We start from the raw sequence: 20,073 nt of genomic DNA, 5'->3' as shown, positions 1-20,073 counted from the left end.
AAGGCACCAGGACCTGAACGGCATATGCGACGCTTTCTCAACGTGTTGACCCATCCCCGCACGCTTTCCATCGTCGGCCTGATCGCGCTGGCAGCGGTGCTGTTCATTGCAGCCGATACGCTGCAGATCCCGTTGATATGGCCTGCGATCGCAGTCGGCGTCATCGTCGCGCTGTGGCTGCTGGTGTGGCTGATCAGAGTGCTGCGCACCCGGCGGGCCAACAGCAAGCTCGGCGACATGCTCGAGCAGCAAGCCGAAGCGGGCAAGACGACAGTCGCCGCCACCCCGGCCAAGCAGGCCGAACTCGATGCGCTGCGTCAGCGGCTCGTCGAGACCGTAAAGACGATCAAGACGTCGAAGATCGGCCAGATGTCGGGCGGCTCGGCGCTGTACGAAATGCCGTGGTACATCGTGATCGGCAACCCGGCGGCCGGCAAAAGCAGCGCCGTGCTGAATTCCGGGTTGCAGTTTCCTTTCACCGAAAAGAACGAAGCCGTAATTCACGGCATCGGCGGGACGCGTAACTGCGACTGGTTCTTCACGACCGAAGGCATCCTGCTCGACACCGCGGGCCGCTACTCCGTGCACGAGGAGGACCGCAGCGAATGGCTCGGCTTCCTCGGCCTGCTGAAACGCTACCGGCCGAAAGCGCCGATCAACGGCATCATCGTCACCGCGAGCATCGCGGAGCTGACCGGCAATCGCCCCGAGTTTGCGATCAACCTCGCAAAGAACCTGCGCCAGCGCGTGCAGGAACTGACCGAAAAGCTCGAAGTGTTCGCGCCGGTCTACGTGATGTTCACGAAGGTCGATCTGATCACCGGCTTCACCGAGTTCTTTACCGGCAACGACCGCCAGGAATACGACCGCGTGTGGGGCGCTACCCTGCCCTACGAGCCGGACGAAAAGCGCGATGTCGTTGCACAGTTCGACGAGCGCTTCGAAGAACTCTACGAAGGGTTGAAGGAAATCAGCATCGCGCAGATGTCGATCAACCGCGGCGCCAAGCTTTCGCCGGGACAACTGAGCTTCCCGCTCGAGTTCTCGACGATCAAGCCGGCGCTGCGCGCGTTCCTCGCCACGCTGTTCGAAACCAACCCGTTCCAGTACAAGCCGATTTTCCGCGGCTTCTATTTCACGAGCGCGTTGCAGGAAGGCGAAACCAACAGCGCCGCAGCGCAGCGCATCGCGACGCGCTTCGGGCTCGCCACCGACAGCCTGCCCAAACAGACCAGCGCGTTCTCGAAGAACGGCTTCTTCCTGCGCGACCTGTTCTCGAAGGTGATCTTCGCCGACCGTCAGACCGTCAGGCAGTTTGCAAGCCCCGCGAAAGCGCGCTTCCGGTACATGACGTTCTTCGGCTTCGTCGCCGCGCTGGCCATCGCGCTGGGCGGCTGGACGTGGTCGACGATCGGCAACCAGCAGCTCACCGCGAACGTGCAGGCCGACCTCGACAACGTCGTGAAACTGCAGCAGAACCGCAACGATCTGCAGTCGCGCCTGCAGGCCATGGACATTCTCGAAGACCGCATCGAACAGCTCGAACAGTTCCGCCGCGACCGGCCGCTGTCGGTGTCGCTCGGTCTGTATCAGGGCGACCGTCTCGAGCAGCATCTGCTGACGCAGTATTACAGCGGCGTAAAGCAGATCATGCTGGCGCCGGTCTCGCAGAATCTCGCGTCGTTCCTGAAGGACGTCAACACGCACCCCGATCAACTCGCACCGATGACGCATGCGCCCGATTCCGGCGCAGTGCAGGTGTCCGCACATTCGGCGATGGCGGCAAACAACCAGGGCGGCCTGTATAGCGACGCGTCGCCGACCAACGTCGAAGATGCGTACAACGCGCTCAAGACCTACCTGATGCTGTCCGACAAGCGCCACGTCGAAGCCGCGCATCTGACCGATCAGATCGCCCGCTTCTGGCGCGGCTGGCTCGAGACGAATCGCGGCAACATGCCGCGCGACCAGATGATCAAGAGCGCCGAGCGGATGATCACGTTCTATCTGTCGCGCGTCTCGGACGACGACTGGCCGATGGTCGACGAGAATCTGGCGCTGGTCGACCAGACTCGCGAAAACCTGCGCCACGTCGTGCGCGGTATGCCGGCACGGCAGCGCGTGTACGAAGAAATCAAGGCGCGCGCGTCGACCCGCTTCGCACCGATGACCATCGCGCGCATTGTCGGCGAAGGCAACACGGCGCTGGTCGCGGGCAGCTACGCGATTCCCGGCACGTTCACGCGCGAGGCGTGGTTCCAGTACGTGCAAGGCGCCATCCGCGACGCCGCGACCAAGGAACTGCAGGCGAAGGACTGGGTGCTCAACACCTCGGCCACCGACGACCTGACGCTCGAAGGCAGCCCCGAGCAGATCCAGAAGGCCCTCGTCGCGATGTACAAGGACGAGTACGCAATGCACTGGCAGAAGTTCATGCAGGGTATTGCGGTGCAGAGCTTCGGCAGCTTCAATCAGGCCGTCGATGCAATGAACCGGCTTGGCGACCCGCAGGATTCGCCGATCCGCAAGGTGCTCGAAACTGCTTACGACCAGACTTCGTGGGACAACCCGTCGCTCGCCAACGCGAACCTGAAGCTCGCGCAGACCGGCGTGACGAGCTGGTTCAAACGCCTGTTCTCGTCGCACACGCCGTCGGCCGTCGGCCAGCTCAGCGCGAATATCGACATCAACGGCAATCCGGTCGAAGTGCCGATGGGGCCGATCGGAGTAGAGTTCGCGGGCCTCGGGCGGATCGTCTCGACGCAGGACAATACGTCGATGCTGCGCGGCTATATGGACACGCTGTCGAAGGTCCGCACGCGCTTTAACATCCTCAAGAATCAGGGCGACCCGGGGCCGGGCGCGCGTCAGCTGATGCAGCAGACGCTCGACGGCAGCGGCTCCGAGCTGGCCGATTCGCTGAAGTACGTCGACGAGCAGATGCTGACGGGTCTCACCGATACGCAACGCAAGGCACTGCGCCCGCTGCTCGTGCGGCCGCTGATGCAGGCATATGCGGTCGTGATCCAGCCGGCCAGCGTCGAAGTCAACAAGGTGTGGAACGCGCAGGTTTACCAGACCTTCCAGAGTTCGCTCGCGACCAAGTATCCGTTCTCAGGCAGCGCGAGGGTCGAAGCCGCCGCCAGCGAAATTGGCCAGGTGTTCGGTCCGGATGGCTCCATCGCGAAGTTCGTCGGCACGACGCTCGGGCCGCTCGCGGTACGCCGCGGCGATACGCTGACCGCGCGGACGTGGGGCGACATGGGCCTTGCGTTGACACCCGATCTGACGAACGGCTTCGCGCGCTGGGTGGCTCCGCTTGCGGGCGGCGCTGCAGGCGGTGGCGGGGGTGGCGGCGGTGGCGGTTCGTCCGAGCCGCAGACCGTGTTCCAGATCCTGCCGCAACCGGCCACCGGTACGACCGAGTACACGATCGCAATCGACGGGCAGCAACTGCGCTATCGCAACACGCCGCCGCAGTGGACCAACTTCGTGTGGCCGAATCCGTCCGGTTCACCGGGTGCCACGCTGTCGGCAACGACGTTCGACGGCCGCACGATCCAGCTCGTCAACGAGCCGGGCCACTACGGTCTCGAGAAGCTGATCAACTCGGCGCAGCGCAAGCGCCGCCCCGACGGCACGTTCGATCTGGTGTGGACGCAGGGCAATGTGTCGGTGGAAGTCAGCATGCGCATCATCAGCACGTCGACGCCGACTAGCGCCAGCACCGGCAGCGGTAGCGACACGCCGCAAGCGCAGAGCCTGCGCGGGCTGCAACTGCCGTCCTCGGTCGTCGACGTGAGCGCCGGTGCGAACGCCGCGGCCGCGATCGCGACGGGTATCACGCCAGGCGCCCCTGGTGCACCCGGCTCGGCACCGGCCACGGCAACCGCCAATCGGGCCCCGGCCACCACGGGAGGTGCGCAATGACGCCGACAGTCCAGGCGCAAATCGCCTATTTCGGCAAGATCCCGTCGCGCGGCGACTTCGTGAAGAGTGCGCACAACCCGCAGCTGCTACAGACGCTCGACCGCTGGATCGCGCAGGCCATGGAAATGCTCACCGACGATCCGCGCTGGAAGATCGTCTACGAAAACGCGAAGCCGATGCATTTCGCGTTTCTCGGTTCGCGCAGCAAGCTCGCAATTGCCGGCCATATCGTCGCGAGCCACGATCTGTCGTCGCGGCGCTTCCCGTTTCTCGCCGCAACCGCGCTCGAAGTCGAGCGGCCGCTGGCGTTCCTCGCGCGCAGCCCGCTGGCATTCGCGCGGTTGTGGTCGCGTGTCTCCATGCAGATGAAGCCGCTGCTCAGCGCCACCGAGCCCGCGGGCGCACTGCAGGCACTCGGCGACATGCAGGTGCCGATCGATATCGGCGCGCCCGGCAATCCGCATGACGGCACCTTCGACGACTTCGTCGAACATCAAACGCTGTCCGGCCTCGAACAGATGCTGCTCGCGAGCGGCCACCCGGTGCGGCTGCGCGGTGCGATGCTCGCGCTCGGTTCGCTGCTGCGACCCGTGATGCAAAGCGGCTCGTCGCACCTCGAGCGCGGTCTCACATTGCCGCTGCCGACCGATCCGTTCTATCGCACGTTGATCGCCGCGTTCTGGCTCGAACTGATTGCGCCGTTTGTCTCGCAGGCCGATTTCGAACTGGCGATCTTCATCGGCACGATTGCGGAGCGCGAGCGGCTCATCATCGGCTTTAACGGCGCCTCGGCGAAAACGCTGCACAGCGTGGTCGATCCGCAGGCCTATGCAACGCACAACATCGACATCGACGACCCCGAGTGGATCAACGATCACGCACAGAACGATCATGGCATCAGCAAGCTGGTCAGCTACCTCGATCAACCGCAACTGTCGCTGCGTGTCAGCATCGATACGTTCCGCGAAGCCTTCATCGGGGGAGTAACGCAATGACCTTCTACTTCGGCACGATCCGCCGTACGTTGCCCCTCGCGCTGCTCGCCGGCGCACTGGCGAGCAGTCCCGCATGGGCGGACGACGATGGCGGCGGCGCCCGTGTCACGCCGATCGACAACAGCGGCGTGCAGGTCCGTACGACCGTGCTGCCGGCCACGCCCAATGCGACGACAGGCGCTGCAGCAGCCACCATTACGCCGGCCGCGGCGAATCCCGTTCCCGGACAGGTCGTAGTGGGCGGCAAGGTGCCCGACGAAGCGACCAAGGCCGCCGTGCTCGGCCAGTTGCGCAACACGTATGGCGCAGGCAATGTCGTCGATCAGATCGAAGTCGGCGATGTCGCGACGCCGCCGAACTGGGCCACCAACGTCCAGAAGCTACTCGGCTCGCAACTCACACAGATCCACAAGGGGCAATTGACGATCGACGGCACGCAGATCGACGTGAAGGGCGAAGTTCCTAACGAATCGCAGCGTCAGAAGATTGCCAGCGACATGGCCAACGCGCTGAATCCGACCTACACGATTCGCAACGGTCTGCGCGTGAGCGCGTCCGAACAAGGCGTGCTCGACCAGACGCTTGCGAACCGCACGATCGAATTCGAAACCGGCAGCGCGACGCTGACACCGCAGGGCACGCTGATTCTCGATCAGATGGCGGCGGTACTCGCGAAGCTGACGACGCGGACTGTCGCGATCATCGGGCACACGGACAACTCCGGCGCCCGCGCATCGAACATCGCGCTGAGCCAGGCACGCGCCGACACGGTGAAGGGCTATCTGATCGCGAAGGGCATTCCGTCGCAGCAATTAACAGCGACCGGCGTCGGCCCCGACCAGCCGATTGCCTCGAACGATACGCCCGACGGCCGCGCGCGCAACCGGCGCATCGAGTTCCGCGCGGGCTCGTAGCACGCGTCCGTCACACGCCTCGAGATTTTCGAGGCTTCATGCAGGCACAAAACAACGCGGCCGGCATCGCAATCCTGCGAGCCGGCCGCGTGTCTTTTCAGACCGCCTAGTCAATCGATCAGCTACCGCCTGTATCCGCCTGCTTCACGCCGAGCATCTCGCGTATGTGCGAGAGCGAAGCGTCGTCCTTCACCACGGTCGAGAGCCACTGGTCGAGCGGCATGCCGGCCCACTCCGCCGCTTTGTCCGCGAGGTAGGCGACGGGGCTGTGCGGTTCGGTGGCACGAAAGAACTTCGCGACTGCACGCAACTGGTCAACAGCCTGCGCGCGGGTCTGGATTCCGGCCTGCGGGACCACCGGCGTTGCGGTGTGCGAGCTCGGCGTCGACATGTTTCCCTCCGGCAACGACGGGGTCTTGAAACTGGGTTCGTTACGCTCGGGGATATCGGACGGGCGTGTGACTTTCGGCGCGGCGTTGAGATCGACACCGACTTCGCGCGCGAACCGCTCGGCGAGTCGATAAACGCTCTCCTGAGCCTCCTTGATCTGACGGAAACTCGGCGACGCATCGCCCGCGCGGCGATTCAGTTCCTGTTCGAGGTCGAGCACCGCCGCTTCAAACGCTCGCAGATCGGCCAGCAGCGCCAGGTAAAACGTCCCCGGTGTGATGCGCCTGGCCGCATCGATCTGTTCGACCGACGGTTTGCCGCGTGCAATGTCGTCCGCGTTCTCCGGGTCGCGCTTTACCGCTTGCGCGACATGTGTAGCGACTTCCCAGTCGATCGTGCTGTAGCGTGTGCCGGAGGTGAGCGGTATCGCGCGCAGCAACTCCACCGAGCGCCCCACCAGCCAGCCGACATTGCCGAGCCGGTATTCGGTGTCGTCGCCTTCAGGCAACGGATGCACCTGCTCCCAGAAACGCTCGCACAGGCCCGTGAGCAGCGCGTAGCCCTGCGTCAGACCTGTTACGCCGTCTTCGATCGCCCAGCCCTCGGTGAGCCAGACAGCGAGCCGCAAGTCCTTCGTCTTCGTCTGCAGCAGATCGGTGCTGCGCTCGACGACGAACGACCAGTCGGCTTCCTTGACGTCGGTGATCCATTCGCCCTGATCGAGCGTCGCGTCTTCGAAACGGCGCGCGTTCTGGATCGCGTCGAAGTCGGACGAGAACAGCATGTCGTCGCCGCACGGCGATGACTCGTTGATGGGCGCTAGCAGCGCGTTAAGATCGGTCGGCATGACGGATGCAATGAATGCGATAGATGTCGGTTGTGAAGCTTCAGACTACCGTGTAATCGAACGCGCCCGATTCGTCGGCGCGCACCGTGATCTTCTCGATCGCCGCACCTTCGGCGATCCGTTCGAGCACCTCCTGCGCGATCTCGGGCAACAGCGTGCCGTTCAGGATGTGATCGACATTGCGCGCGCCCGAATCGACTTCGGTGCAGCGCGCGAGCACGGCTTCGACCAGCGAATCGTCCCATTCGAACGTCGCCTTGTGATTCGCCTCGATGCGCCGGCGAATCCTGTCGAGCTTCAGTTCGATGATCTCGACGAGCACGTCGTCCGAAATCGGATAATACGGCACGACCTTCATGCGGCCGAGAAACGCCGGCTTGAACGCCTTGTACAGTTGCGGGCGCAACGTCTCGGTGAGTGCATCGGCGTCGGGTAGTTCTTCCGCGCTCTTGTTCAGACACTCCTGCATGATCGCCGTTGAACCGACGTTCGAAGTCAGGATGATCAGCGTATTGCGGAAGTCGATTTCGCGCCCTTCCGCGTCGTCCATGGCGCCTTTGTCGAACACCTGGAAGAACATCTCGAGCACGTCGGGGTGCGCTTTCTCGACTTCGTCGAGCAGCACGACCGAATACGGATTGCGCCGCACAGCCTCGGTCAGCACGCCGCCCTCGCCGTAGCCGACATACCCCGGCGGCGAGCCTTTCAGGCCCGACACGCTGTGCGCTTCCTGGTACTCGCTCATGTTGATCGTGATGAGCTTGCGTTCGCCGCCGTACAGGATATCGGCGAGCGCCAGCGCGGTTTCGGTCTTGCCGACGCCAGACGGGCCGACGAACATGAACACGCCGCGCGGCTTGTTCGGATCTTCGAGGCTCGCACTCGCGGTCCGCACACGCTGTGCGATTGCTTCGAGCGCATGGTCCTGGCCGATCACGCGTGCGCCCAGCAGCGTCTGCAGATTCAGCACGGTCTGGATCTCGTCCTTGACCATCCGCCCGAGCGGAATGCCGGTCCACGATGCAACGATTTCGGCGACCACGTGGCCGTCCACCTGCAGCGGCACCATCGGCTGGCCCGCTTGCAGCGTCTGCAATTCGTTCACGCGCTCCGTCAGCGTGGCGCGCGCAGTTTCCGCTTTCTGCGCCTGCTCGGCATCCGCACTACCGCCACGCGCCGCATCGATGTCCGCGCGCAGCGTACCGATTTCCGTCACCAGCGCGCGCTCCTTTTCGTAGCGCGCTTCGTCGGTAGCAACCGATTGCAGATCGGCTTCCCGGCGCGTGCGCAGTTCGGCAAGCCGCTCGTCGTGCGTGGCACCGCTTGCCGCCTCACGTTCGAGCGACGCGATTTCCGCATCGATGCGCTCGATACGCTTCTTCGTATCGTCGATCGCGCCCGGTGTCGAACTGTGCGCAAGCGCAACCTTTGCACACGCGGTGTCGAGCACGCTGATCGCCTTGTCCGGCAGCTGACGTCCGCTGATATAGCGATGCGACAGACGCACGGCTTCGGTGATCGCATCGTCGAGCACGCGCACGTTGAAGTGCTTTTCCATCAGGCCGGCCATGCCGCGCAGCATCGCCGCGGCCAGCACTTCGCTCGGCTCTTCGATCTTCACGACCTGGAAGCGCCGCGCGAGCGCCGCGTCCTTCTCGAAGTACTTCTTGTATTCGCTCCACGTCGTCGCGGCAATGGTGCGCAGTTCACCGCGCGCGAGTGCCGGCTTCAGCAGGTTCGCCGCATCGTTCTGCCCGGCCTGACCGCCCGCACCGATGATCGTATGCGCTTCGTCGATGAACAGAATGATCGGGTGCGCGCTTTTCTTCACTTCGTCGATCACGTTCTTCAGGCGGTTTTCGAACTCGCCCTTCACGCTCGCGCCGGCCTGCAGCAGTCCCATATCGAGCACGTGCAGTGCAACGCCGCGTAGCGGCGTCGGTACATCGTCGGCGGCGATGCGCAACGCGAGCCCTTCGACTACCGCCGTTTTACCGACACCGGCCTCGCCGGTCATGATCGGATTGTTCTGGCGGCGTCGCATCAGGATGTCGATGGCCTGGCGGATTTCGGCTTCGCGGCCGATCACCGGATCGATCTTGCCTTCGCGGGCGCGTTGTGTGAGGTTGGTCGTGTAGGTGTCGAGCGCGGGCGTCTTCGACACGGTTCGCTGCGGCGTGTCGACCGCATCCTGTGCGGCGCCCTCCGGCGTCGCCGCGGTGCTGCGTTCCACTTCGCACGAACTGGCCGTCAACTCGTCGAACTTGTGCTTCAGGTCCGTGACACGCACGCGCGCGAGCAGCGGTGACATACGCTGCGCAAACTGCGCGAGGTCCGGAGCAGTCAACAATGCGAGCAGCAGATGGCCGGAACGGATGCGGCCGATCTGCGAATCGAGCGAAGCGATCAACCACGCCTGTTCGAACAGCGCGATCAGATGCACGGAAAAGACCGGTGTGCGCGTATTGCCGGTCTTCACGCGTTCGAGTTCGTGCTCGAGATCGGCGCGCAACGCGTGCGCATCGATGCGGCTCGCGCTCACCACCACCGACACGTCGCTCGCCGGTTCATCGAGCAATGTCAGCAGCAGATGCTCGAGATCGACTTCATAGTTGCCACGCGACAGACACAGGCTCGCGGCCCGTTCGGCTGCCTGCCGGCAGGTGGTGTTCAGTTTGGCGATCAGGGTTTTCAGCGGCGTACTCATGTCGTGCGATCCAGGTCTGGGTTTCAACGCTTATGGGTCAATGACGGTCAATGTATGACGTGCAACTCGTAGCGTGCGTCGGCGCGGTCGCGATCGGCATCGTGCGTGCAGAGGAACGCATCCCAGCCGAGCCGCGCGCCAGCGCCGAGATGGCTCGGCCCGACTTCGTCGCGTCGCAGCACCAGCGATACTTCGTATTCGAGCGTGACGCCGGCCAGCAGCGTCAGCATGCGTTCGAGCGCCACCGCGCACTCGGAACCGGGCAGAAACGCTTCATAGTCGCGCTTCGACAACGGACCGACCACGAGCCGCGCACGCATGTCGCGCTGCCAGACGCGCTCGCCCGCAAGCGCGGTCGCGCCGAGCAGTGCGTTCACCTGGCCGAGCACCGTCAACTGGTCCTTCGGTACGTCGTACCACTTGCCGACAAACTGATCGACCCGCACCGGCACCTTGAAGTAATCGGACAACGTGCGCTGCAGGTAGGCCGCCGATACCGGTCGATGCCGTGCGGCCAGCGCATAGCCGGCAATCGCTTCGTCGAGCAGCGCGCCGGTGCCGTCTTGCAGGCTTTCGCGCGAGTCGTCGTTGGCGACGCCGGCAAGCGAAAGCAGCAGCGGCAGATAACGTTCGTCACGATCCAGCTCGTAGTGCAGCGGTAGCCGGTATTTCTTCCACGCCGCATAAAACAGCGCGGTCGCGCGGTTCGAAAAAACGTCGAAGAATTCGCGCGCGGCGCGATCGCGCTTCAGATACTCGCGCGCGACAATCTGTTCGGTGTAGTGCAGCGGCAACGCGCCCTGCCCGCCTAGCAGGCCGAAGAACGCGGGCGTCAGATCGACGCGCTGCACTTTCTCGCCGTCGAGCGCCGCGCTGCGCTGCGCCTTTTCCCTGAGCGCCACGCCTTCGGTGTCGTACGGTAGTGTGCTCTCGATCTCGCTCGGCGGAAAGCCAAGCGAGATCGAGTTGCGAAAAGCGATGCGCCGGGCCACGACGTCGCCTGGACGCAGCGAGGTGTCGCCGTCGGTAAACCAGCGTTCGAGCAACCGCACCGCCTGGAAGAACTCGAAGCGGTGAGGCTCGTCGAGCAGACGCTCGATTACGCCAGGATCGATTCGCCGCTGCGGGGTTTGCATCGCAGAATTTCCTCGCCGGTGCGCTTCGACAACACGACCAGTTGCACAAAGCTGTTCAGGTGGACGTAGAGCCCGAAAAACGTGTCGATGACCCGCACGAACGCGCCAAGGCTCGTGCCGACAAAATGCTCTTCATCGATCGTCAGGCGGATTTCGATGCCGCGCACGAAGGTAGCGAACGGCTTGCCGGGCAGCCACTGCACGGCCGCATGCTGTTCGATGCCGGTGATGCCGTCGATATAGCGCGCCGACACCGCCGTGCGCCGCAGATCGTAGAGCACGAGCATTTCCTTCAGCGCAGCCAGACCGTTGCTCGCGAGCGAGACATGATTCAGCGCGAGATGCGAGATCAGGCGCCAGTGCGCGGCGCGGCCGCGCTCGAAGTGCACGCTCGGCGTCGGCCGGCGCAGCATCGAGATGCTGCCGGTCAGCGAACCGCCTTCGAGAAACAGGTCGCCGCCTTCGAGCCCAACCGCGAGACTCGCCGGCAAATCGCGATTCGTGCAGGTCAGCTCGATGCTCAACGTATCGGTTTGCGGCGACGACGGTTCGAAGTCGATATCGACGATCGAGATCTCGGTTTCGTAGCCGGGGCTTTTCTGCGCCACCCAGTCGTTGCGCCGCGAGAACCAGTAGTGGCCCATGCGTGCGGCTTCGCCGTGATGCAGCGAATAGAACGGCCGGAATTCGATCACGGTTTCTTCGTGCGCCTGCTGGCGCACGAGTTGCACCGAATCGATCGAATAGACCTCGTAAGCGAACGCGCGCCGCGATTCCGCGATGACCGGATACGAAATGGCCTGATGGCTGACGCGCACCGGTTCGCCATGCTGCTTGAACAGATTGACGACCGGCGTGCAGAAGAGCCGCATGTGATGCGATGCGAGACCGTCGAGCAGCCGCGCGACGTGCGAGTCGCTGCGCACTTCCTTCAGGACGATGTGCAGCGTGAGCCGCTGGCAGCGGCCGCTTGCGCGCGTCATCGCGGGCAGATCGAAATCGACGAAGTTGAACTTGTCGGGAAAGGCGAAGTACTCGGTCAGCAGCCGGTACGCCGGGTGCGACTTCGCCGGATAGTCGATAAGCGCGTCCTCTTCGCTGTAACCGACCTCGGCGAACGGCAGCGTGCGCAACGCCGTCCACACGCCGCGCCGGTCGCCTTCCACATAGGCCGCGAGCCCGTTGACGAACAGGCAGTCCGACAGCGCGGCGATAAACGACTGCTCGCCGTGCAGATAGGCGCGCAGCTTGTCGATTTTCATCGCACTGAGATCGAGTTGCGGCGAGGTCGACTCGAACGTCACCGACACGATTGCGGTGGCGTTGCCGGGCAGCACGGTTGCGCTCGGCGCCATGGCCACCGACGTGTACTTCGCCTCCGAAATCCGGATCGGCGCGAGCGTGACGTCGTAGGCGGTACGGAAACGGCATTGCACGCCGCGAATCGGGCGCGATTTGAATTCGGTGCCGCGCTCGATGGTGGCGGGCTCGGTCAGATGGCTGAACGCAGCAGCCGTGCCGAGCTGCGCGATCGAACAGGAAGGAAACGGCCGCAGATAATGCGGGTACAACACCTCGAGCAACGCCTCGGTGAACTCGGGGTAATCGTCGTCGAGTTTCTTGTTGATGCGCGCGCCGAGCAGCGCAAACGATTCGATCATCCGCTCGACGTGCGGGTCCTCGCAGTGCTCGCCCGACATGGCGAGACGCGCCGCGATCTTGGGATATCGTTCGGCAAAATCGCGCGAATAACGCCGCAGGAAAGATAATTCGCGCTCGTAATACGGCAGCAGTTCTTCCATCAATCGTCCCCGAACTCCCCGTTGCTTCCCGGTCGATCTCGCCGCCGCTGCCGTGGCGCGTCCCGGCAAACAGCGGAATTAAAGCTTCGCGCGTGCGCGCGTCACCGAATACTGCAGCGTCGACGGCTGCAGCATCGCATCGAAACTCACCGGCTCTTCCGCCGGATGCACAACCAATAGCGCCTGGATAGCGAAATTCAGCGCATTGGTCGACTGCTGGCTCATTTCGAGCGTCACCGCCACCTGCTGCAGGCGCGGTTCATGCCGCTCGATCGCCGCCTGGATCGACTTGCAGATGAACGTGCGGTCGTAATGACTCGCGAGGCTCAGCCCGGCGAAGTCGTTCAATCCATAGGTCAACACCGATTTGCGGCACTCCGGCAGCGCCAGGAGTTCATGCTCGGTCAATGCGATGCGCGTATTCAGAATCGCTTCGACATCGCGCGCGACCGTTGCCTTCAATTCTTCCAGCGACAATTGCCGCATGGCCGGAGAAGCCGGCAAATGCGGTTCGTCGTCAAACAGCTTGTCGAGAAAACTCGGTTCGAATCGCTTCATCGGGAAGGGTAGAACCGGTGGTGGTGCATCATGTCGCCTCGAGAGGGTTGCCATGCAGAGTCTTGCGGACCGCCTGATGGACCCCGAGCGACCAGCAGGCGGCTACCTGCGCGCAGCAACACGCGCGGTAGCCGCCTTAACCATCAGACAGCGTAGGTCTTGTCGTTCTTCGTCAGGCTCCACGCGCCTTGTACGTTACCGCCCTGGCCACCGCCGACGTTCTGCTGCGTGTACGTCCACTGCACAGCAGCGTACTTCAGCGAAAACTCTTCCGTCGGCAGGCCTTCACCCACGACGGACGGCGTGACGCTCGAGATGATCACGTACTTCATCTTGAGCTGCATGTACTTGACGCGCTTGCCTTCACCGTCTGCACGCATGAAGTCGACCGTCACCTCATCGAATGTCGTGCCACCCGACGCATGCTGATACAGCAGCGGGCTGACCAGATCCATTTCTTTCGTGAAGCGCATGTCGCTGTGTTCGCAGCGCTCGGACGTGCCGCCGCCCGACGACGAAGTCGTGGCGGAACGCGGTTGCAGAATCGAGTGGCTCCATGAGGTGCACTCGATCCACTTACCGTGATCCTTATCCGCCGATTCGCCCTGAATCGCCGGACTGCCGAACTTGAGATAGATGTCCTTGTTGGCCATGATGCTTCAACTCCCCAGATAGGTGGTTTCTACAGCAAGCCCGGGAAGCCCGGGCATTTTTGACTTCGTTTGAATCTCAAGAACCGGCCGGCTTCGGCAGATCCGCGACGAGCCGCAGGGAAATCGACAACTCGTCGAGCTGGAAGTGCGGGCGCAGGAATGCCACCGAACGATACGAACCAGGCTTGCCCGGAATCTCCGAGACCTGGATCGACGCTTCACGCAACGGAAACTGCGCTTTCTGCTCTTGCGGCGCGTTGTCGTCGAGTAGCACGTACTGCGAAATCCAGCGGTTGAGAAACACCTCGACGTTCTGCGCGGATGCAAAACTGCCGATCTTGTCGCGCATCATCGCCTTCAGGTAATGAGCCACACGCGACACCGAGAAAATGTACTGCAGCTGCGCGGACAGAACGGCGTTCGCGTTCGCGCTGTCGGTGCTGTACTTCTTCGGTTTCTGCGTGGACTGCGCAGCGAAGAACGCTGCATAGTCCGAGTTCTTGCAATGGACGAGCGGGATAAAACCCAGATCGGCCAGTTCCTTTTCACGCCGGTCGGTGATCGCGATTTCGGTCGGGCACTTGAGCGCCACTTCGCCGTCGTCGGTCTTGAACGTGTGGGTGGGCAGGTCTTCCACCAGACCGCCGCCTTCCACGCCGCGAATCGCCGCACACCAGCCGAAATCGTCGAACGCAGCAGTCAGGCGCGCAGCGAATGCCCACGCGGCGTTACACCACAGGTACTTGCTGTGATCGGTGCCGTCCACGTCTTCGACGAAGTTGAAGCCTTCCGCCGTGGCACCGTCTTTCGGATTGAACGGCAGACGACCCAGATAACGCGGCAGTGTGAGACCGACGTAGCGCGAATCTTCGGAGTCGCGGAACGACTTCCACTTCGCGTATTCGACGGTGTCGAACACCTTGCCGAGATCGCGCGGCTTGCCCAGATCGGCAAACGACTCGAGGCCGATCAGTTCCGGCGAAGCCGAGGCAATGAACGGTGCATGCGCGGCAGCCGCGACGTGCGCCATCTGCTCGATGAAATAAACGTCTTCCGGCTGACGCGTGATTTCGAAGTCGCCGACCAGCGCACCGAACGGCGCACCGCCGAACGTGCCGAACTCTTCTTCATAGACCTTCTTGAAGAGTGCGCTCTGATCGAATTCGATGGCGGTCTTGAAGTCGCGCACGAGGTCGCGCTTCGGCGCATGCAGCGCCTTGATCTTCACGGTCGCGCCGGTATTGCTTTCCTTGCACAGGTAGTCGAGCCCGCGCCACGTGCTTTCCAGTTTCTGGAATTGCGGCGCATGCATGACTGCGCTCAACTGGTCGGAAATCAAACGGTCGAGTTCGGCCACGCGCGCATCGATCGTTGCCGACAGGTTGTCGGATACAACGACGGTGCCTTCCAGCACCTGATGTACGAGTTCGCCGATCAGATCCTTCGCGCGTGCATGCTCGGAATCGGATTTCGCGACCTTGCTCTTCTCGACGATGTCGTCGAGCAACGAAGTCGCAGCGCTAGCCTCCGGTGCGCCCGCTGCCTGATTTGCAGCCGTTTGCTGATTCATCTCACACCCCGTGGCTATTCGCCCTGCTTGTCATTGTCCGGCTTGCCGTCGTGCGGGTCGCCCACGCTGCTGTCGCCCTTGAGCGTCTGCAGTTGCTGCGTATTCGTCAGCACTTCGCTGAGCAGATCCTCGAGCTTGTCGTTGCCGGCAAGCTTGTTGCGCAGATCCGCGAGCTTCGAACGCGCGTCGAGTAGACGTTGCAGCGGTTCGATCTGCGAGACGACTTCGTCCGGGTTGAAATCGGCAATCGAACGGAAGCGCAGGTCGACAGCGAACTTGCTGCCGCCTCCGGCCAGGCGGTTTTCCACCTGGAACGCCGCGCGCGGCTCGATGCCTTTCATCACGTCGTCGAAATTGTCGCGGTCGATATTCACGAACTTGCGGTCGCGTAATTTCGGCTGCTCGACTTCGGACTGTCCCGCGAGGTCGGCAACCACGCCGACGACGAACGGCAGTTCCTTGATTTCGATCGCATCGCCACGTTCAACCTCATAAGTCAATTGAACGCGCGGAGGGCGCACTTTTTGTAAGCGCTTTTGAATACTTTCTTTCTTCGCCATCGTCGGCTCCCCAGATGCAAGAAAAACTAGCGTGTGATATCAGCGATAGATAAGACGAAACTCAACGCAACGCACTGAAAGGATCTGATGCAGCACCTGAACCTTTTGCTGCTGCCGCTGCCGGCGCAACCGGTTTCGGGACTGCTGGCGCAGGTGCGGGTGCAGGCGTCGGCGCGGTTGCTACAGCCGCTGCCGTGGTGCCCGCCGCCGGCGTTGCGCCCGGCGTCGTGCCCGCTGCAGTCGCGGCGTTGTCCGTGGCCTTCGGCTTGCTGCGTACATACCTGCGTGGCTTGTGAACCGGCTTGTCGGTGACTTCAGGCGGAAACAGCGAAGCCTCGCCGAGCGTGTCGCGCAGTTCCTTCGCGAGCGCCTGGGCATCGGACTTCGCGTCGCCGGCCAGCGATGCATCCTGCCGCAATTCGCCAAGCGACTGGGTTGCCACCCTCAGCCCGGCCACCGCCAGCACGCTCTTGGCCTGCCGGTCGGTCTGATCGCGCTGCAGCGCTTCCTGCGCAGCGACGATCGCCTGTCCATAATGCGCCTGCGAGAACTGGATCTGTGCAATCCGCGACCACGGTTCTTCACGGGTCGGATCGGACTTCGCCAATGCCTGATAAAGCGCCATTGCGCGATCCTGGTCGCCGCCCTTCGCGACCGTATCGGCGTCCGCAAGGCTCTTATTAAAAGCCTCCGGTGTCGGTGCAACGTTGTTCGCCTGTGTTGCGCAGCCTGCAATCACGCCGCACGCCAGTACAACCCCAGATAGTTTTAAAAAGAGTCTCTGTTTCATCGTTTTTCACCGACTTGCGATTTTTTAATTCAAGGAAAAACCGGAGTTTTGCTTTGCTTGAAGTGCGCGGGTATAGTACAGGCCAATTTTTGATAATTCAACTTTCGTGTGAAACGGCTGTGGATCAGAAAAATCGTATGCCGGTTATGTCGCGGCGCCAAGAAGAAATAGTTTCCGGCGCCGAAACAAAACCAATGCAAGATGCGGAAAAAATTGCCGGATTCTTTATGGGGTAACGGTCTGTTCGATGCGCTTTGCATGAAAACGGTGCGTTCCAATTTGACTTTCCTTAACGCTTTGACAGGGGCGGCCGGCGCAAAGCCAGCTGGTATAAATGAATTCGCGTTTTATCCGTTATACAGCGATTCTTTCGGCGTGCGCAGTACTCGCCGGTTGTGCAGCCGCAGTGCCGATGCTGGGCAGTGCGGCCTCGGCAGTCATGCAGGCGACCGGTCTCACCAAGCCCGATGTGCCCGACGCGCAAAAGCCGCCGCGCAATGTCGGCCTGACGCTCTACGCCGCCCCGAACCTGAACGCCGCGAACGACAACAAGCCGCTGGCACTGGTCGTCCGGCTGTATGCGCTGAAGGACCCGACCTCGTTCCTGCAGGCGCCGTTCGACATCTTTACCGACCCCGACAAGGAAAAGAGCACCCTGGGCGGCGATCTGATCAGCGTGCGCGAAGTGACGCTGATTCCGGGTCAACGCTACACCGTGACCGAGAAAGTCTCGCGCGAGGCACAGGGCTTTGGCATCGTCGCCCTGTTTCGCGCTCCGGCGCTACAACGCTGGAAATTCGCTTTCGATCCTGCGAAGTCGGAGAAATCCGGCATAATGATTGGCCTGCATAACTGTGCAATGACCGTAACCAACGGCACCGTGATCCCGCCCGAACAGGGATTGCCCGCACAACCGCTGAATCTGCTTTCATCGGTCAGTTGCGGTTAAAGGACCTAAAAGGAGCGACAGGACAATGTGATGGATGTCGCTCAAATGTCATTTAACAGTCTTTGGCGATTCAAGGTTGCTTTGTATGGATCTGCGGTTCGCCCGACGCATATAACAGGTTTGACATGAGTTATTCAGCTAAGGTGCTCTGGGGGGAAGGCCTTTTTCTGAGGCCGCAGCATTTTCAGCGGCAGGATGCCTATCACGAGGCACGCCTGTTCGAATCGATCCAGGCGATCCAGCCGTACAACTGGGGCGTGCGCTCGGTGCGCTTCGATCGCGACGCGCTCGGCAGCAACGTGCTGCGCGTGAGCGAGCTGTCGCTGGTGTTCCCCGACGGCGCGCTCTACTCCGCGCCGCAGGCCGACGACCTGCCGCCGCCCATCGCGCTCGACACTCTGCCCGACGGCATCAACGAATTCACGTTCTATCTGGCGCTGCATCCGTTGCGCGAGACCGGTGCAAACTATTCGGCCGACCAGAACGCGGGGTTCGTCTCGCGCTATGTGAGCGAGCAGTCGCCGGTTGCCGACCACTTCACCGACGCCGCCGAAGCCGACATCACGTTCCTGAAAACCAGCGTCAAACTGCTCGCGCACAGCGAGCCGCGCGACCAGTTGCTGTCGGTGCCGCTCGTACGTGTGCGCCGCACCGCGACTTCGGGTTTCGAGCTCGACGAGACGTTCGTGCCGCCGTGCCTCGCGATCGATGCTTCGCCGATCCTGCATCAGCGGTTGCGCCAGCTGATCGACGCGCTGCAGGCCAAGGTCAATGCGCTGTACGGTTTTCACCGCGAGCCGACCAAGAACATCATCGAATTCCGTTCCGGCGACATCGCGTCGTTCTGGCTGCTGCACACCGCGAGCGCGGCTTTCGCATCGCTTGCACATCTGTACCAGCACGCGGCCCTGCATCCGGAGCGACTGTTCCAGGAACTGCTGCGCCTTGCCGGCCAGTTGATGACATTCTCGAAAGGCTACGCGCTCGCCGATTTGCCGCCGTACCGGCACGACGACCCCGGCCCAGGCTTCGCGCGTCTCGACACGATCCTGCGCGATCTGCTCGAAACCGTGATCTCGACGCGCTACTTCGCGATCGCGCTCGACGAAGTGCGTCCGTCGTTCCACGTCGGTCGCCTCGACTCGGGCAAGATCGACGACAAGACGATGTTCTACATCGCGGTGTCGGCGGACATGCCGACCGTCGAACTCGTCGAAGCGGTGCCGGCACGTTTCAAGGTCGGCGCACCGGACGACGTCGACAAACTGGTGCTGTCGGCCATGCCGGGCGTGCGCCTCGTCTACACGCCGCAGGTGCCGCCCGCTATTCCGGTACGCCCCGGCGCATGCTATTTCTCGTTCGAAACGCGCGGTGCGCTGTACGACCGCATGCTGCAGGCCCAGTCGGCGATGATCTACGCGCCTTCCGGTATTAACGATCTCAAACTCGAACTGATCGCGGTCACATCATGAGCCACGCGCCCTCCCTGTTTGGCGACGCCAGTCCGCCGTCCCCCAGCCCGTCGTCCGCGCCGCTGAGCGAACCGAACTATCAGGTACGCTCGCTGCTCGATCTGCTGTACGACGGCTTCTTCATGCTGTTCCTGCTGAAGAACGGCCGCGAACCCGGCGATGCCGGCGAATTCACATCGCGCATCCAGCAGTTTCTCGGCGACTTCGAGCGCGGCGCGAAAAAGCTGAACGTCGCCGCCGAAGATGTCTACGCGTCGAAGTTCGCTTTCTGTGCGGCTATCGACGAATCGGTGCTGTCGTCGTCGTTCAAGATCCGTACCGAGTGGGAACGTCGCCCGCTGCAACTGGTGCTGTTCGGCGAGCAGCTTGCCGGCGAGAAGTTCTATCACTACCTCGAGGAATGCCGTGCTCAGGGTGCCGCGCGCCTGCAGTCGCTCGAGGTGTTCCACATGTGTCTGCTGCTCGGCTTCCAGGGCAAGTATCTGCTCGAAGGACCGGAGAAGCTCGCTTACCTGACGGGCCGCCTCGGCGACGAAATCGCGCGCATCAAAGGCAAGCGCGCGCCGTTCGCACCGCACTGGGCGCTGCCCGACCAGGTCGCGCACCGGCTGAAGCGCGAAGTGCCGATCTGGGCCATCGGCGCGGTGTTCGCGCTGGTCGCGCTGCTCGCGTATCTGGGCCTGAACACGTATCTGCGCGATTCGACGTTGCGCACGCTCGCACCGTATTCGCAGGTCGTCCAGCTTGGGCCGCAGTCGGCCAACCTCACCATCTCGCTGCCATAAGCGTGTGAAGCGGGG

General features: G+C 62.7%; 16 protein-coding genes. 7 read left to right on the top strand and 9 right to left on the bottom strand.

All coding sequences use genetic code 11. The annotated features are described in order from the left end of the window. The first annotated feature begins 24 nt into the window (after window positions 1-24). Genes tssM through FNZ07_RS10190 form a run of 3 tightly spaced genes read left to right on the top strand, consistent with a single transcriptional unit; the run spans window position 25 to window position 5,839 of the window. Window positions 25-3,930, top strand: coding sequence for a type VI secretion system membrane subunit TssM (gene tssM / locus FNZ07_RS10200; RefSeq protein ID WP_091017983.1), 3,906 nt, complete (start codon window positions 25-27; stop codon window positions 3,928-3,930). Beyond that, window positions 3,927-4,925: a type VI secretion system-associated protein TagF gene (tagF, locus tag FNZ07_RS10195; protein WP_091017981.1), complete on the top strand. Its 999-nt coding sequence runs from the start codon at window positions 3,927-3,929 to the stop codon at window positions 4,923-4,925. The genes tssM and tagF overlap by 4 nt, the downstream gene beginning before the upstream one ends. Continuing rightward, the gene (locus FNZ07_RS10190) at window positions 4,922-5,839 is read left to right on the top strand and encodes an OmpA family protein (RefSeq protein ID WP_091017979.1); all 918 of its coding nucleotides are present in this window, start codon (window positions 4,922-4,924) and stop codon (window positions 5,837-5,839) included. Before tagF ends, FNZ07_RS10190 begins: the two co-directional genes overlap by 4 nt. 118 nt (window positions 5,840-5,957) lie before the next feature. Here FNZ07_RS10190 and tssA read toward each other — a convergent pair whose 3' ends face one another. The 9 genes from tssA to FNZ07_RS10145 form a co-directional block, all read right to left on the bottom strand. Continuing rightward, on the bottom strand, window positions 5,958-7,076 hold the full coding sequence (gene tssA / locus FNZ07_RS10185) for a type VI secretion system protein TssA (protein WP_091017977.1): 1,119 nt from the start codon (window positions 7,074-7,076) through the stop codon (window positions 5,958-5,960). A gap of 40 nt (window positions 7,077-7,116) precedes the next feature. Further along, complete coding sequence (gene tssH / locus FNZ07_RS10180; protein ID WP_091017976.1) at window positions 7,117-9,783, bottom strand: type VI secretion system ATPase TssH; 2,667 nt, start codon at window positions 9,781-9,783, stop codon at window positions 7,117-7,119. A gap of 47 nt (window positions 9,784-9,830) precedes the next feature. Next, window positions 9,831-10,919 (bottom strand): type VI secretion system baseplate subunit TssG, encoded by a 1,089-nt coding sequence (gene tssG, locus FNZ07_RS10175; protein ID WP_091017974.1) that lies wholly within the window; start codon window positions 10,917-10,919, stop codon window positions 9,831-9,833. Continuing rightward, window positions 10,883-12,721: a type VI secretion system baseplate subunit TssF gene (gene tssF, locus FNZ07_RS10170; RefSeq protein WP_091017972.1), complete on the bottom strand. Its 1,839-nt coding sequence runs from the start codon at window positions 12,719-12,721 to the stop codon at window positions 10,883-10,885. The genes tssG and tssF overlap by 37 nt, the downstream gene beginning before the upstream one ends. A gap of 78 nt (window positions 12,722-12,799) precedes the next feature. Next, complete coding sequence (gene tssE, locus FNZ07_RS10165; RefSeq protein WP_091017970.1) at window positions 12,800-13,279, bottom strand: type VI secretion system baseplate subunit TssE; 480 nt, start codon at window positions 13,277-13,279, stop codon at window positions 12,800-12,802. Window positions 13,280-13,422: 143 nt separating this feature from the next. Next, window positions 13,423-13,932 carry an Hcp family type VI secretion system effector gene (locus FNZ07_RS10160; RefSeq protein ID WP_091017967.1) on the bottom strand — a complete coding sequence of 170 codons (510 nt, stop codon included), beginning with the start codon at window positions 13,930-13,932 and terminating at the stop codon, window positions 13,423-13,425. Between the two features lie 76 nt (window positions 13,933-14,008). Continuing rightward, the gene (tssC, locus tag FNZ07_RS10155) at window positions 14,009-15,502 is read right to left on the bottom strand and encodes a type VI secretion system contractile sheath large subunit (protein WP_091017965.1); all 1,494 of its coding nucleotides are present in this window, start codon (window positions 15,500-15,502) and stop codon (window positions 14,009-14,011) included. Window positions 15,503-15,516: 14 nt separating this feature from the next. Continuing rightward, window positions 15,517-16,062 (bottom strand): type VI secretion system contractile sheath small subunit, encoded by a 546-nt coding sequence (gene tssB, locus FNZ07_RS10150; RefSeq protein ID WP_091017963.1) that lies wholly within the window; start codon window positions 16,060-16,062, stop codon window positions 15,517-15,519. Window positions 16,063-16,123: 61 nt separating this feature from the next. Next, the gene (locus FNZ07_RS10145; RefSeq protein WP_091017961.1) at window positions 16,124-16,852 is read right to left on the bottom strand and encodes a tetratricopeptide repeat protein; all 729 of its coding nucleotides are present in this window, start codon (window positions 16,850-16,852) and stop codon (window positions 16,124-16,126) included. A 53-nt stretch (window positions 16,853-16,905) separates the two neighbouring features. On the opposite strand from FNZ07_RS10145, the gene FNZ07_RS10140 reads away from it, so the two are divergent. The 4 genes from FNZ07_RS10140 to icmH all read left to right on the top strand — a co-directional run bounded on the left by FNZ07_RS10140 (window position 16,906) and on the right by icmH (window position 20,058). Continuing rightward, a complete protein-coding gene (locus FNZ07_RS10140) occupies window positions 16,906-17,088 on the top strand; it encodes a hypothetical protein (protein WP_143098152.1) in 183 nt (60 codons plus the stop codon). A gap of 98 nt (window positions 17,089-17,186) precedes the next feature. Next, window positions 17,187-17,801, top strand: a complete 615-nt coding sequence (gene tssJ, locus FNZ07_RS10135) for a type VI secretion system lipoprotein TssJ (RefSeq protein ID WP_091017959.1) — start codon at window positions 17,187-17,189, stop codon at window positions 17,799-17,801. A gap of 125 nt (window positions 17,802-17,926) precedes the next feature. Then, entirely contained in the window at window positions 17,927-19,273 is a 1,347-nt protein-coding gene (tssK, locus tag FNZ07_RS10130; protein ID WP_091017957.1) for a type VI secretion system baseplate subunit TssK, read from the top strand. Further along, window positions 19,270-20,058, top strand: a complete 789-nt coding sequence (gene icmH, locus FNZ07_RS10125) for a type IVB secretion system protein IcmH/DotU (RefSeq protein ID WP_091017955.1) — start codon at window positions 19,270-19,272, stop codon at window positions 20,056-20,058. The genes tssK and icmH overlap by 4 nt, the downstream gene beginning before the upstream one ends. Window positions 20,059-20,073 lie beyond the last annotated feature (15 nt).

The organism is Paraburkholderia megapolitana, from assembly GCF_007556815.1.
Classification (GTDB): domain Bacteria; phylum Pseudomonadota; class Gammaproteobacteria; order Burkholderiales; family Burkholderiaceae; genus Paraburkholderia; species Paraburkholderia megapolitana.
Note: the sequence above shows the minus strand (reverse complement) of the source record. Positions and strands in the feature narration are given on the sequence as shown.

Coding starts and splice junctions, on each gene's coding strand:
- tssJ (WP_091017959.1), top strand. CDS start 17,187: ATGAATTCGCGTTTTATCCGTTATACAGCGATTCTTTCGGCGTGCGCA.
- tssA (WP_091017977.1), bottom strand. CDS start 7,076: ATGCCGACCGATCTTAACGCGCTGCTAGCGCCCATCAACGAGTCATCG.
- tagF (WP_091017981.1), top strand. CDS start 3,927: ATGACGCCGACAGTCCAGGCGCAAATCGCCTATTTCGGCAAGATCCCG.
- tssC (WP_091017965.1), bottom strand. CDS start 15,502: ATGAATCAGCAAACGGCTGCAAATCAGGCAGCGGGCGCACCGGAGGCT.
- tssH (WP_091017976.1), bottom strand. CDS start 9,783: ATGAGTACGCCGCTGAAAACCCTGATCGCCAAACTGAACACCACCTGC.
- tssB (WP_091017963.1), bottom strand. CDS start 16,062: ATGGCGAAGAAAGAAAGTATTCAAAAGCGCTTACAAAAAGTGCGCCCT.
- tssK (WP_091017957.1), top strand. CDS start 17,927: ATGAGTTATTCAGCTAAGGTGCTCTGGGGGGAAGGCCTTTTTCTGAGG.
- FNZ07_RS10145 (WP_091017961.1), bottom strand. CDS start 16,852: ATGAAACAGAGACTCTTTTTAAAACTATCTGGGGTTGTACTGGCGTGC.
- tssM (WP_091017983.1), top strand. CDS start 25: ATGCGACGCTTTCTCAACGTGTTGACCCATCCCCGCACGCTTTCCATC.
- FNZ07_RS10160 (WP_091017967.1), bottom strand. CDS start 13,932: ATGGCCAACAAGGACATCTATCTCAAGTTCGGCAGTCCGGCGATTCAG.
- icmH (WP_091017955.1), top strand. CDS start 19,270: ATGAGCCACGCGCCCTCCCTGTTTGGCGACGCCAGTCCGCCGTCCCCC.
- tssF (WP_091017972.1), bottom strand. CDS start 12,721: ATGGAAGAACTGCTGCCGTATTACGAGCGCGAATTATCTTTCCTGCGG.
- tssG (WP_091017974.1), bottom strand. CDS start 10,919: ATGCAAACCCCGCAGCGGCGAATCGATCCTGGCGTAATCGAGCGTCTG.
- FNZ07_RS10190 (WP_091017979.1), top strand. CDS start 4,922: ATGACCTTCTACTTCGGCACGATCCGCCGTACGTTGCCCCTCGCGCTG.
- tssE (WP_091017970.1), bottom strand. CDS start 13,279: ATGAAGCGATTCGAACCGAGTTTTCTCGACAAGCTGTTTGACGACGAA.